At 38.8% G+C, this 12135-nt stretch carries 12 protein-coding genes; 10 read left to right on the top strand and 2 right to left on the bottom strand.

Annotated elements, in window-relative coordinates:
- The 4 genes from udk to AC4QJR_RS21085 all read left to right on the top strand — a co-directional run bounded on the left by udk (position 1) and on the right by AC4QJR_RS21085 (position 3926).
- The gene (gene udk, locus AC4QJR_RS21100) at positions 1 to 636 is read left to right on the top strand and encodes a uridine kinase (protein WP_496524082.1); all 636 of its coding nucleotides are present in this window, start codon (positions 1 to 3) and stop codon (positions 634 to 636) included.
- Positions 637 to 797: 161 nt separating this feature from the next.
- Positions 798 to 1274, top strand: a complete 477-nt coding sequence (greA, locus tag AC4QJR_RS21095) for a transcription elongation factor GreA (protein WP_026563493.1) — start codon at positions 798 to 800, stop codon at positions 1272 to 1274.
- A gap of 87 nt (positions 1275 to 1361) precedes the next feature.
- Entirely contained in the window at positions 1362 to 3122 is a 1761-nt protein-coding gene (locus AC4QJR_RS21090) for a peptidoglycan D,D-transpeptidase FtsI family protein (protein WP_496524081.1), read from the top strand.
- Positions 3123 to 3236: 114 nt separating this feature from the next.
- Entirely contained in the window at positions 3237 to 3926 is a 690-nt protein-coding gene (locus AC4QJR_RS21085) for a YrrS family protein (RefSeq protein WP_496524080.1), read from the top strand.
- Between the two features lie 43 nt (positions 3927 to 3969).
- Here AC4QJR_RS21085 and AC4QJR_RS21080 read toward each other — a convergent pair whose 3' ends face one another.
- A complete protein-coding gene (locus AC4QJR_RS21080; protein ID WP_098575578.1) occupies positions 3970 to 4173 on the bottom strand; it encodes a DUF2536 family protein in 204 nt (67 codons plus the stop codon).
- Between the two features lie 324 nt (positions 4174 to 4497).
- Between AC4QJR_RS21080 and mtnN the strand changes: the two genes are divergently transcribed.
- The 6 genes from mtnN (at position 4498) to AC4QJR_RS21050 (ending at position 9752) form a co-directional block, all read left to right on the top strand.
- The gene (gene mtnN / locus AC4QJR_RS21075; RefSeq protein WP_251457450.1) at positions 4498 to 5193 is read left to right on the top strand and encodes a 5'-methylthioadenosine/S-adenosylhomocysteine nucleosidase; all 696 of its coding nucleotides are present in this window, start codon (positions 4498 to 4500) and stop codon (positions 5191 to 5193) included.
- 13 nt (positions 5194 to 5206) lie between these two features.
- Positions 5207 to 6130: a PLP-dependent cysteine synthase family protein gene (locus AC4QJR_RS21070; RefSeq protein ID WP_496524079.1), complete on the top strand. Its 924-nt coding sequence runs from the start codon at positions 5207 to 5209 to the stop codon at positions 6128 to 6130.
- Positions 6131 to 7267 carry a bifunctional cystathionine gamma-lyase/homocysteine desulfhydrase gene (locus tag AC4QJR_RS21065; RefSeq protein ID WP_496524078.1) on the top strand — a complete coding sequence of 379 codons (1137 nt, stop codon included), beginning with the start codon at positions 6131 to 6133 and terminating at the stop codon, positions 7265 to 7267.
- A 99-nt stretch (positions 7268 to 7366) separates the two neighbouring features.
- Positions 7367 to 8922 (top strand): IS3 family transposase gene (locus tag AC4QJR_RS21060; RefSeq protein ID WP_496524077.1). Its coding sequence is split into 2 segments (ribosomal slippage): positions 7367 to 8012 and positions 8012 to 8922, totalling 1557 coding nucleotides; the frame shifts between segments, so codons are not numbered across the junction.
- Positions 8923 to 9425: 503 nt separating this feature from the next.
- Positions 9426 to 9566 carry a YrzI family small protein gene (locus tag AC4QJR_RS21055; RefSeq protein WP_081825320.1) on the top strand — a complete coding sequence of 47 codons (141 nt, stop codon included), beginning with the start codon at positions 9426 to 9428 and terminating at the stop codon, positions 9564 to 9566.
- Between the two features lie 45 nt (positions 9567 to 9611).
- The gene (locus AC4QJR_RS21050) at positions 9612 to 9752 is read left to right on the top strand and encodes a YrzI family small protein (protein WP_098575574.1); all 141 of its coding nucleotides are present in this window, start codon (positions 9612 to 9614) and stop codon (positions 9750 to 9752) included.
- Between the two features lie 451 nt (positions 9753 to 10203).
- On the opposite strand, the gene AC4QJR_RS21045 is transcribed toward AC4QJR_RS21050, so the two are convergent.
- Entirely contained in the window at positions 10204 to 12000 is a 1797-nt protein-coding gene (locus tag AC4QJR_RS21045; RefSeq protein ID WP_496524076.1) for a M3 family oligoendopeptidase, read from the bottom strand.
- Between the last annotated feature and the right edge of the window lie 135 nt (positions 12001 to 12135).

Raw genomic sequence — 12135 nt, 5'->3', positions numbered from 1 at the left:
ATGATGCGCAAACCGGTTGTTATTGGTGTAACCGGCGGCTCCGGCTCCGGAAAAACCAGTGTAACAAAATCCATTTATGAAACGTTGAAAGATCTTTCCATTTTAGTGATAGAACAGGATTATTATTATAAGGACCAGAGTAATTTACCATTTGAAGAGCGTTTGAAAACAAATTATGATCACCCGCTTGCGTTTGATAATGACTTACTTATTGAACATATCGAAAAGCTTTTACGATATGAAATCATCCATAAACCTGTTTATGACTATTCAATCCATACACGTTCTGACAAGGTCATCCCTGTAGAACCAAAAGATGTGATCATTTTAGAAGGAATCTTAGTACTTGAAGATGAACGACTACGAAATTTAATGGACATTAAATTGTACGTAGATACGGACGCAGATTTACGAATTATCCGCCGTTTGACACGTGATATTAGTGAGCGTGGCAGGACCTTTGATTCCGTTATTGAACAATATCTAAATGTTGTTCGTCCGATGCATAATCAATTTATTGAACCTACTAAGCGATATGCAGATATTATTATCCCTGAAGGCGGCCATAATCATGTGGCGATTGATTTAATGGTCACAAAAATTCAAACAATTCTTGAACAAAAGTCATTTTTATGAAACAATAGCAAGGAATAGTCTAAATATAAATTTCAGACTGGAAAAATATTTTCTGTCGCGCGCCCTTATAAAAGAGGACGCGCTACTATCTATTATGCTGATGGGCATAGAATTACATAGAGTACATACACAATTCTTAAGGACTAGAAGGAGTGAGGGTTTTGGCTACAGAGAAAGTATTTCCGATGACACAAGCAGGTAAAGAAAAACTGATCCAAGAACTTGAATATTTAAAAGCTGTGAAACGTAAAGAAGTGGTGGAGAGAATTAAAATCGCGAGAAGTTTTGGTGATTTATCTGAAAACTCTGAGTACGATTCTGCGAAAGAGGAACAAGCATTTGTTGAAGGCCGAATTACCACTTTAGAAAATATGATTCGTAATGCCAAGATTATTGCAGAGGCTGCCATGGCAAGTGACTCTGTAACATTAGGTAGTTCTGTTACGTTTGTTGAGCTTCCAGATGGTGATGAAGAAACGTATTCGATTGTCGGAAGCGCTGAAGCTGATCCATTTGAAGGGAAAATCTCTAATGATTCCCCAATCGCCAAAAGCCTTTTAGGTAAAAAAGTAGGCGATCAAGTATCAGTTCAAACTCCTGGCGGAGAAATGAGCGTCCGAATCGTTAGCATAAAATAATCGTTATTATAACTATTTTTGGCCTTTCATTTGAATAATTGATTGAAATAAGAAAACCTCGTCAAAACTTTTGACGAGGTGTTTTTTATGTGGCGAAAACGAGCGATAGGATGGCTTATAATTTCTATAACCGGTTTGCTATTACTTTTAGCACGTTTAATGCAAATACAGTTAATTGAGACAGAGACATTTTCGAAACATAATGTAAATTTACTAGAAGAAAGTGTAAAACAACGAACACAGGAACTAGTTATTGATAATGGCAGAGGGAATTTTCTAGACAGAAATGGTGACATGCTCACGTATAAAAAGGTGTCTGTTCTAGTCCTTTTCCCTTTTTTAAAAAAAATGGACTGGGATACTGACAGGGTATCTGACATTTCTGGTATACCTGTAGAGGTCCTTAAAAAGGCTGTGGAAGGAGCGAAGAAGCCTTTTGCCTTTGGTGACCCTGAACCATTAGAACTTACGACTTCACAAAAGGATAGAATCAATAGTTTGAAAATCCCAGGAGTATTTGCGATTGAAAAGAAATTTGAGCGTTCAGAAATACCAGCAGAACAGCTAATTGGGCTTACAGGAGAAAATGCAACCGAATTAAAGAAGCGTTACCCGGATAAAGAACTAACCGAGAAAACCTTGATTGGTGTATCAGGGCTGGAAGAAAGTTTTGATGAATTCCTTCTTCCTGAAGGAAAGTCTAAGCTCATTTATCATGTTGATGGAGGCGGGGCGCCCCTGTTTGGAATTAATGTGAAATATGTGGATCCGGCTAATCCGTTTTATCCTGTTAATGTTCGGACAACCCTTGACAAGACTCTGCAGCAAAAAGCGGAGGATTTAGTGGACCAATATCAAATTAAAAAAGGGGGGCTGGTTCTTCTTAATATTGAGGATAATAGCATTCTTTCACTTGTTTCGCGGCCAACCATCAATAAAAATGATCCCTATAATGGTGCAGGAATGACAAATATGATGTTAAAACAGCAGATTATGGGTTCAGTTTTCAAAACGGTTGTCGCAGCTGCGGCTATCGATCATAATCTTGATAATCCGCAGCGACTGTTTGATTGTAGTAAGAAAATCAATGGAAAACCTGAGTTAAGATATAATTACGGAATGTTGGACTTTACGAATAGCTTTGCGAGAAGCTGTAATCGAACGTTCGGGGAAGTAGCAAAGGAATTGCAAAAAATAAATCCACACCTTTTAGAAGACTATGCAGAAAAACTGTCTCTTACAAGTTCTGTTGGCTGGCATGGCGATATTTTTCATACAAATGATTTTAAACAACTGGCTGATGAAGATAGAGGCAGAGTATTTCTATCGGATGATGCAAGAAAGGATGCAAATATCGCGGCGATGTCTGGAATTGGTCAGCATGAGGTACGGGCAACTCCTTTGGCTGTCGCTAATATGATGGCAACAATCGCAAGAGGTGGAGAAAAAGAGATGGTAAGAGCCGTCTCAAAAATAGAGTATAAGAACGGGACGACAATGGCAGATTTCCCAAAGCAAAACCTAAAGGGAGAGAACATCTCTCCTTATACCGCAATGAAACTTCAAAGATTACTGCGGGAAGTTGTCGTAAACCCAAATGGAACGGGAAGATGGTTTAAAGACTTGCCCTACGGGGTCGCAGGGAAATCCGGGACAGCAGAGACTGGAAAATATCAAGCGGGGATGCAGCTGCATAATAAATGGTTCGCAGGTTATTTCCCTTATGAAAATCCAAAATATGTCCTTGTTGCCGTGAATTTAGATGTGCTCGATTCGGAGGGCGGGGTAAATTTGTTATTTGCTGAAATGGTAAAAATGCTGTATCAAAAAGATCATGGAATGCAATAGGAAATGGTTTTTCCTTCAAGTTCTCTTGAAATCATGTTAGAATATTGAGAGTCTATAAATGTCGGGCTCCAGTCTGTAGGGGAGTTCTGTATTTTTACTTAGGAGGGAATAATTTTGACTAATAACATTAATTCTAAATCACGTTCAGGTTATCGTGCAAAAAGAAAAAAGACTAATATCGTCTTAAATAGTTTAATCGTCGTTGTGCTCTTACTGATAATTTTTGTCGCATACAATATTTTTGCTACAGGAAATGATAATGCATCACCAAAAAAGGAAACAACGAAAACAGAACAAAAAGAATCGGCACAAAAGGATACAGAAAAAACAAAGTCGGAAGATGTCACTTCAACTGAAGACGACACTGATACTGCAGCCCAAGAAGACGAACTAAGTGAAGAGACTTCAACAACGGAAGAACCCGCAACGACAGAAGATTCTTCAGCTACTGAGGAAGCGGATAAATCACAGGAAGTGGTAACAGAGGGTGATGGGGAAAGTGAGACTGAAAATTCATCATGGGAGCCTGTTGGTACAACTCAAACGGGTGAACATATTGCTAACTATGATAAATCTTCCGCAGACTGGCAAGAAATGTTAAATGCTATTTCCTATGCCACTGGTTTAGACCAATCCAACATGACAGTATATTGGCTTGGAAGAGATAAATCTACCACAAATGGCTCATTTAGCACAGTCGCTTCAAAAGATAATAAGCAGAAGTACAATGTCTACCTTCAGTGGGTGGATGGCCAAGGCTGGAAACCTACCAAGGTAGAAGATCTCTCTGGGAATGACCATTAAAAATGGATAGTGAAAAACCTCTCAAAATCTCTGAGAGGTTTTTTTATTTCTTTTTAAAATGGACAACAGCAGTAAAATATGTTTGGCCATTTTCATTAATATGCATTTGGTGGGAAACGGAATGGACAGAAAGTAAAATTGCCCGATTTTCGTCAATTTGAGATTCAATCTTTTTTTGTAAGGTTTTTAAATTATTTGCCTCAAAAAATTCCACTTTATCCTCAATAAGTTCAAATTGAAAATTCATATGATCACCTTCCTATTGTTTGTATTTTAGCTTTTTCCAAGAATTCACACAACGAAATTGTGAAGAACCTGGTAAATATAATTCGTTGGGAACAGGTTTTTCACGAACCCATATGATACTTATAGGATTGGAGATATAGCTCTGTCGCGGGGAAAATTGGAGAAGTACTTGCTGTTTTATTAGCATGCTTTTTTCAAAAACGGTAGAATAGTGTTTGCGGATACGATGGATGAATCCGAGGAAGATTATTAGCAGAAACGTTACGACCTTAAACAAGGCTAGACAGCTAAGGAAGGCGTAAAAAAATGAGAAAGAGGTCCAAGTATGAAAATCGCAATTATCGGAGCAATGGAAGAAGAAGTTACCTTACTTAGAGACAACATCACCAATCAAACACAAGAAACCGTCGCAGGATGTGAGTTTACTTTTGGGCAAATGCATGGTGCGGATGTTATTTTGCTCCGCTCTGGAATCGGGAAAGTAAATGCGGCCATGTCAACGACTATCCTGTTAGAAAAATATAAGCCTGATTGTATCATAAACACTGGTTCTGCAGGTGGCTTTAACCCATCACTTAATGTAGGAGATGCGGTTATTTCTACTGAAGTCAGACACCATGATGTTGATGTAACGGCATTTGGCTATGAATATGGTCAAGTACCACAGCTGCCTGCTGCATTTTTAGCAGATGAAAAATTAATTTCAGTTGCTGAAACAGCTGCACAAGAGCTTGATAATTTCCAAATTGTTAAAGGCTTGATTGTCACAGGAGACTCATTCATGGAAGACCCGGTCCGAGTTGACTTTGTCCGGTCTAAATTTAATGACCTGCAGGCCGTTGAAATGGAAGCAGCAGCGATTGCCCAAGTGGCCCATCGATTTGGAGTTCCTTTCGTAATTATTCGTTCGCTTTCAGATATTGCTGGAAAAGAATCCGAACTTTCGTTTGATCAATTTATTGATAAAGCGGCGACCAATTCTGCAACCCTTGTAATGAAAATGGTGACAGCTTTACGATAGTAGAGGTGGAAAAATGAAGGTTTATAAAAATGTTCATGAGCTGATCGGGCATACCCCGATTGTTGAGATTTCACAGTTTCCTTTGCCTGATGGAGTTCGTATTTTTGCAAAGCTAGAATTTATGAATCCAGGTGGCAGTGTAAAAGACCGCCTTGGGGTCGAGCTATTACAGGAAGCATTTGCATCTGGAAAATTGCAGACCGGTGGGACTGTGATTGAACCCACCGCCGGGAATACCGGGATTGGTTTAGCACTTGCTGCTATTAACAAAGGAGTACAGGTGATCCTATGTGTTCCTGAAAAGTTTAGCATGGAAAAGCAAGATTTAATGAAAGCGCTTGGGGCTAAGATCGTTCATACTCCAACTGAGCAAGGGATGAAAGGGGCAATTGCCAAGGCTGAGCAGCTTCTGAAGGAAATACCTGGTTCGTATTGTCCACAGCAATTTGGTAACCCTGCTAACCCTGAAACGTATTATAAAACACTTGGACCTGAACTTTGGGATCAAATGGACGGTCAAATTGATATCTTTGTAGCGGGAGCAGGCACTGGCGGAACATTTATGGGAACTGCTCGTTACTTAAAAGACCAAAAGAATACTGTGAAAACAGTGATTGTTGAACCGGAGGGCTCTATCCTTAATGGTGGAGAATCAGGTCCGCATAAGACTGAAGGGATTGGAATGGAATTTTTGCCAGGATATATGGATCCTGATTACTTTAATGCAATTCATACTGTACCTGATGATGCTGCTTTTGCCTTGGTAAAGGAAATCGCTATGAAAGAAGGCTTGCTGGTGGGCAGCTCTTCGGGAGCAGCCTTTCATGCAGCATTGATAGAAGCTATGGCGGCTGAGCCTGGCACAAATATTGTGGTTATCTTCCCTGATGGAAGCGAACGATATTTAAGCAAGAAGATTTTTGAAGGAGGTATTTAGATGAAAAGGAAAACCCAATTGATTCATGGTGGAATAAGTAATGATCCCGCAACGGGGGCGGTTACCTTTCCTATTTATCAAGTGAGTACGTATAAGCAAGAAGGTGTCGGTGGACATAAGGGTTATGAATATTCTCGTACCGGAAATCCTACAAGATTTGCGCTTGAGGAATTGATTAAAGAGCTTGAAGGAGGAAAAGCAGGATTTGCTTTTGGCTCTGGGATGGCAGCCATGACAGCAGTAATGATGCTGTTTAACAGTGGGGATCATGTCATTTTGACAGATGATGTTTACGGTGGCTCGTTTCGTGTAATGACTAAAGTCTTGAATCGGTTAGGCATTGATTCTACTTTTGTTGATACAAGTAAGGCTGATAATATTTTAAGTGCAATTAAACCCAATACGAAAGCGATCCATTTAGAAACACCTACCAATCCGCTATTAAAAATTACGGATATTGAGGCAGTTGCAAAGCTTGCCAAAGAACATAATCTTTTAACCATTGTCGATAATACATTTTCAACACCTTATTGGCAAAATCCAATCGAACAGGGTGCGGATATTGTTGTGCATAGTGCCACCAAATATCTTGGCGGGCACAGCGATGTCGTCGCAGGCTTAGCTGTTGTAAATAGTGAAAAGCTCGCAGAAGATCTCCATTTTGTGCAAAATTCAACAGGAGGAATCTTAGGTCCGCAAGATTCTTATTTATTAATTCGTGGGATTCGTACTTTAGGGGTTCGCTTGGAAGAGATGGAAGCCAATACAAAGGCTATTGTAGAATTTCTACAAGGACACGAGAATGTAAAAAAAGTTTATTACCCTGGGCTTGAAACACATCCGAATCATCAAATCGCCAAAAAGCAAACCAGAGGTTTTGGAGGGATGGTTTCATTTGATGTAGGAAGTGCCGAGAATGCTGACAAATTACTTAGTCAGGTGAAATATTTTACATTAGCAGAAAGTCTTGGAGCAGTAGAAAGCTTGATTTCAGTACCAGCAAGAATGACACATTCATCGATACCAGCAGAACGCAGAGCAGAACTTGGAATCACAGACGGCCTCGTAAGAATCTCAGTGGGCTTAGAAGACGCAGAAGACCTCATCGAAGATCTTGACAATGCATTAAAAGCTTAAACCTTGGGTGTCAAGCACATGTGAAGAATTTGATATGCTCCCGATAAAGTAGACAGATGAAATAATAAAAATCTGTTTACTTTTTTGGGGGCTTTTTCTATGGGGAAATATTCATCACAAGAAAAATTTGAGATAATAACGGCTTATGAAAACAGAAAAATCTCAGTTTCAGACTTTTGTAAACAACACCACATATCTTCTAGAACTCTGAATGATTGGATTTATCAATTTCAGACATATGGAACTGAATGGCTTCAGGGTTCGGGGGAATGGAAGCGGTATTCGAAGAAAGTAAAAACAGCTGCGGTTAATGACTTTCTTTCGGGTCAATTCTCTCAAGTTGAGATTGTACGTAAGTATGAAATATCAAGTCGTTCAGTGTTACAAGGATGGATTAGGATTTATAATGATCATAGAGAAATAGAAGAGACGAAAAGGGAGAAGAACTCTATGATTAAAGGCCGATCCACGACATTAGAGGAACGATTTGAGATTGTTATGTATTGCATACAGAACGGGAAAAACTATCAACAAACATCTGATCACTTTAATGTTTCCTATCAACAGGTGTATCAATGGATAAAGAAGTTTGAGAAGGAAGGACCGGACGGTCTAGAAGATAAGAGGGGGAAGCGTAAAACGGAATCAGAGTTAACCCCTGAAGAGAAAATACAGCGCGAAATGAAGCGGTTAGAGCAGGAAAATGAACGCCTTCGGGCGGAGAATGCATTCTTAAAAAAGTTGGAGGAACTCGAAAGGAGGCGGTTAAAGAGATAAGCCAGGTCCGTTTGGCCGATAAATATACAGCTATTCAAGAACTTCATGAGAAAGAGAAATTCTCCATTGTGCTATTATGTGAAATTGCGAGAATTCAACGCTCTTCTTATTATAAATGGCTTAATCGCACCCCTCCTGAGAATGAAAAGATGAATGAGGAAATCCTGGAGGAGATAAAACGTCGATATAAGAAAGTGGACGGTATAAATGGATACCGCCGCATTACGATGAACCTAAATCGTACCTTACCAAAGTCCATTAATCATAAACGAGTGTATCGATTAATGAGAATAGCTGGAATACAATCCGTTATTCGACGCAAAAGGAAAAAGTATAAGCCAAGCACTCCACAACATGTAGCTGAGAACATCTTGAACAGAGAGTTCCACGCAGAGAAGCAAAATGAAAAATGGTTAACAGATGTAACTGAATTGAAGTATGGAGTCTCACAAAAAGCTTATTTAAGTGCGATTTTAGATTTGTACGATGGATCCATTGTCAGTTATGTATTAGGCAATTCAAATAATAATCCATTGGTATTTAAAACCCTCGATTTAGCTTTGGAAACTAACCCAGGAGCAAAACCTATCCTCCATAGTGATCGAGGATTTCAATACACTTCCCCTACTTTTAAAAGGAAAATTGATAAGGCAGAGCTGGTTCAGAGTATGTCGAGGGTCGGAAGGTGTATCGATAATGGACCAATGGAAGCTTTTTGGGGAACATTGAAAAGTGAAAAGTATTATCTGAACAAGTACAGCACCTTTGAAGAGCTGAAGATAGACATTGAGGAGTACATAAAATTTTATAATTATGAACGATTACAAAAAAAACTAAACGGCCTAAGCCCCTTAGAATACAGGGCTCAAGCCGCTTAGTGTCATTTATTTATTTCCACTGTCTACTTGACGGGTGTCACTTCAATTCACATGGTGCCTGACACCCTTTTTTAAATTAGGCTTATTAATTAATTTATAAAAACTTCTGTAAAAAAGGTTTACAAAGTGGTAATGTATGGATATAATTACCGTAGAAAGTAAAAAATTCCAAAAAGGAGGTCGAAGAAAATGATGTTAACTTTAACTCGTAAGATTGTTGCACCAATGGGCAGGACTTTAGCATCTACAACTGTATATGAATATCAAACATTCGACCCGACTGGAATGGATTGCTTAAGATTACGTTAAGTTACCCATACATATCCATGCCGCAGGGAGAATGATCCTTTGCGGTATTTTTGTGCCTAAAAATCACCAATCCGCAGGGGATAATCTTCTGCGGCCTTTTTGTGCCCTTTTTGAGAGCATTTTGGATATGTGCTGCATAAATTAAATTTGTTGTGACTGTGTAATTAAAAATTATTTAAAGGAGGTGGTACCACATGACCCTAAACATACTCTTCTTCACGATTACATTCAAAAAACGGGAGATCAGTCTTCAAGAGGCTGCAAACCAGGAAATGGTTGAAAAGCTTTATGAACAAAACAAGGATAAACAAATTTCCATGTACCGCTATATGTAATGGAAATCCTTAATTAAAAGCTAAAAACAAAGGAAGTGTACCGAAATGACTCTAAATATCATCTTCTTTTCGATTACGATTAAGAAAAGAAAAGTAAGTACAGAAGAAGCTATTCATCAAGAAATGGTTGAGAAGCTTTATGAACAAAACAAGGACCGTCAAGCATCCATGTTCCGCAGCATGTAATTAGCAATAAATTTGATAAAAAGAAAGGTGGTTTTATATATGAAGTGTTTAGTAATGCAAGGTCGGGGTGCAAGTTTCTGGATTATGAAGGATACCACCTAGCTGAGAATAAAAATTAGGAGGTAACGAGATGCCGCTCCATATCTTATTATTGTCGCTATTCTTTAAATCAAAGAAAAAAAGTTCAAAATGATATCATAGGTAAATATTACTGCTAATAGCCTAAATTTTTTGTTAACAAAAAGTTCGAATTTCCCCCCGGTAGATACTGTGAAAATATGATAAATTCAAATTAGAAAGAACAGGATCTATCTAAGGGGTGGAGAGTATGTTCATGGTTGTGATGGCAATCGTCATTACTGCGGCAATCAGCTGCGTAATTTCAGCTGAACTTAGTGTAGAATAAAAGTAAGCATCGACCACACCAATCGGTCGATGCTTTTATTTTTCCTTATTTATCTGTTAATATTAAGAACTCATCAATATCATCAAGACAAATTTGAACGGCTTTCTCCCAGAATTCTGGCTGAGTTAAATCAACCTGTAAATGTTTCTTTGCAAGGTCTTCGACTGACATGGATGCTGTATCCCTTAACAGGGCAATGTACTTTTCTTCATAACCTTTGCCTTCCTCTAGCGCCTGTGCATAAATGCCAAGTGAGAAAAGGAAACCGAATGTATACGGAAAATTATAAAACGGAACCCCAGTAATAAAGAAATGTAGTTTTGAAGCCCAGAATAATGGATGATACTCTTCTAATGCATCGTTATAGGCTATTTTTTGAGCTTCAAGCATTAACTCATTTAAACGTTCCACCGCAACAGGACCTTGTTTTCTTTCCGCATAAAAACGTGTTTCGAATAAGAAGCGCGCATGAATATTCATCAATAAGGCAACTGTTCTTTGGATTTTGTCATCTAAAAGAACAAGTTTTTCTTCCATATCCTTCGCATTTTTCACGGCAGCATCTGCAACAATCATTTCAGCAAAGGTTGAAGCCGTTTCAGCGACATTCATCGCATAATTGCGGTTGAGATGATGGACACCCTTCATGGCAAATGTGTGGAAGCCATGACCTAGTTCATGTGCTAATGTTGAAACGTTTGATGGTGTTCCTGAGTAAGTCATGAAAATACGAGACTGATTACTTTCCGGAAAGAAAGTACAAAAACCGCCAGGTGCTTTTCCAGGTCGATCTTCCCCCTCAATCCATCGCTCTTCAAATGCTTTTCGAGCAAAAGAAGCCATTTTCTCTCCAAAAATCGCGAAGTTCTGTTCGATAAATTGAGCTCCCTCTTGATAAGTAACCTTTGAAGCCGTTTTTCCCAATGGGGCATCTAAATCGTACCAGCTCAATTTTTCAATACCTGAGAGCGATGCTTTCCGATCTAAATACTTAACGAGCTTTTGTTTGTTATCCGAAATGACTGCCCACATGGTTTCCAGCGTACCCTTTTCCATACGGTTAATGCTAAGCGGCTCTTTCAATATATCCTCCCAGCCTCTTTTCTGGTAAACATTTAAACGAAAGCCAGAAAGGTGATTAAGGGTTTTGGCTAACAAATCAGCCTGTTCTCCCCAAGCCTTCTCCCAATTCGCAAAGATTGCTGCGCGGATATCTCTGTCAGGGCTTGAAAATTTGTTGAAAGCCTGACCGACGGACAGTTGTTTCTCTTCTCCGTTTTCGTTAAAAGGGATTTTTATTTTTCCAACGATTAAATCATACAACTGACCCCAACTATGATAACCATCCACACCAAGGGCACTAATTAATGCTTCTTCTTCTTTAGAGAGTTTATCTTTTGCACGTTCACGCCGTTCCGTTAATATGTAAGAAAGTACATTTAATTGTTCATCCGCTAAAAGCTTCGTCCAAACTTCATCAGTGATCGATGTTAATGAAATGTCAAACTTACTAAGAGCTGTTTGAAAGGCAGCACTTAAGCTGGTTACTTTCGAGTCCAAGTAGTATGCCTTTTTATCGTCTGTATTTTGTGCCTGCAAACACCCAACAAAGGCACCTGCCTGACGCAGCTTTTTAGCAGCATGCTCAAAGTCCTCAAGTAATTCTTTCAAGAGTTTTGCATCCTCAATTGCATTGAGTGGTGACCAGTTATTCACTTTTGATTGGAATAGCTCAATTAATTCTGAGGTGAGGATTAAATGGTCTGCAAATTCAGCGGATTCACTGCCACCTTTAAAAATTGCGTCTAGGTCCCAAACATCTAAATATGGAGTGGTTGTCAATCTATATACCCCCTTTATGTATTTACAATATAATTATATAAATTTCTTTCGAAAAATTCTATAAACTACGCTTTCCGAAGAATAGGTCGAAAGCGTAGGAAATTACTATTATCTTCATATTTGTATTAGTTGGTA

The sequence above is a fragment of the Neobacillus sp. BP17 genome, from assembly GCF_059579525.1.
The sequence above is the reverse complement of the archived record's forward strand: the minus strand, read 5'-3'. Positions and strand labels throughout refer to the sequence as shown.

Bases quoted from the DNA above. Each gene is read 5' to 3' on its own strand.
- udk (WP_496524082.1), top strand. From the start codon at position 1: ATGATGCGCAAACCGGTTGTTATTGGTGTAACCGGCGGCTCCGGCTCC.
- AC4QJR_RS21090 (WP_496524081.1), top strand. From the start codon at position 1,362: ATGTGGCGAAAACGAGCGATAGGATGGCTTATAATTTCTATAACCGGT.
- AC4QJR_RS21080 (WP_098575578.1), bottom strand. From the start codon at position 4,173: ATGAATTTTCAATTTGAACTTATTGAGGATAAAGTGGAATTTTTTGAG.
- mtnN (WP_251457450.1), top strand. From the start codon at position 4,498: ATGAAAATCGCAATTATCGGAGCAATGGAAGAAGAAGTTACCTTACTT.
- AC4QJR_RS21070 (WP_496524079.1), top strand. From the start codon at position 5,207: ATGAAGGTTTATAAAAATGTTCATGAGCTGATCGGGCATACCCCGATT.
- AC4QJR_RS21065 (WP_496524078.1), top strand. From the start codon at position 6,131: ATGAAAAGGAAAACCCAATTGATTCATGGTGGAATAAGTAATGATCCC.
- AC4QJR_RS21055 (WP_081825320.1), top strand. From the start codon at position 9,426: ATGACCCTAAACATACTCTTCTTCACGATTACATTCAAAAAACGGGAG.
- AC4QJR_RS21050 (WP_098575574.1), top strand. From the start codon at position 9,612: ATGACTCTAAATATCATCTTCTTTTCGATTACGATTAAGAAAAGAAAA.